Source organism: Streptomyces litchfieldiae (assembly GCF_031845365.1).
Classification (GTDB): Bacteria; Actinomycetota; Actinomycetes; order Streptomycetales; family Streptomycetaceae; genus Streptomyces; species Streptomyces litchfieldiae.
Genome location: NZ_JAVREL010000069.1, coordinates 1 through 866, shown reverse-complemented (window position 1 = coordinate 866; position 866 = coordinate 1). Strand labels below are relative to the sequence as shown.

At 72.4% G+C, this 866-nt stretch carries 1 protein-coding gene; it reads left to right on the top strand.

The genetic code is table 11. The features are described from left to right. The coding region (eccCb, locus tag RM590_RS35415; RefSeq protein WP_311708929.1) for a type VII secretion protein EccCb at positions 1–866 on the top strand (866 nt) is incomplete at both ends.

The window sequence follows — 866 nt, the reverse complement described above, 5'->3', positions numbered from 1 at the left end:
ACGCCGGACGAAGTGCAGTTCTACTGCCTGGACTTCAGCGGCACGCTGTTCCCGTTCGCCGGGCTGCCGCACGTCGGCGGCGTCGCCGGGCGCCTCGACGCCGAACTCGTCAATCGCACCGTGGCCGAGGTCCTGCACGTGCTGGAGCGCCGCGAGACCCGCTTCCGCGAGTCCGGCGTGGAGTCGATGGCCGCCTACCGCCGGTCCCGCGCCGAGGGGCGTGTCACCGACGATCCCCATGGCGATGTGTTCCTGGTCGTCGACGGGTGGGCGGTGCTGCGGCAGAGCTATCCGGAGCTGGAGCAGACCCTGATGGCGGTCGCGGGCCGGATGCTCACCTATGGCATCCACCTGGTCATCACCGGGAACCGCTGGCTGGACATGCGCATGGGCCTGCGCGATCTCATCGGCACGAAGGTGGAGTTGAAGCTCGGCGACGCGCTGGACTCCGAGGTGGACCGCAAGGCGCAGCGGACGATTCCGGCCGGACGTCCCGGCCGGGGGATCACCGAGGAGAAGCTGCACTTCCTCACCGCGGTCCCGCGGGTGGACGGCGTGCGCTCCGACGACGGACTCCCGGAGGGTGTGGCCGATCTCGTCCGGCGCGTCGACGATGCCTGGGCGGGCCGCCGCGCCCCCGGGGTCCGGCTGCTGCCCACCAGCTTCCCCCTCGCCGACGCCCCGGCCGGCCCGGGCGTGACCATCGGCGTGGAGGGCAACCGCCTGGCGCCCGTCGTCTTCACCCCCGGCGAGGAGGCCGGGCTGATCGTCATCGGCGACACCGAGTCGGGCAAGACGTCCCTGCTGCGCGCCGTCGCCCGCCAGATCACCGCGACGCGCACCCCCGAGCAGGCCAAGCTCATCGT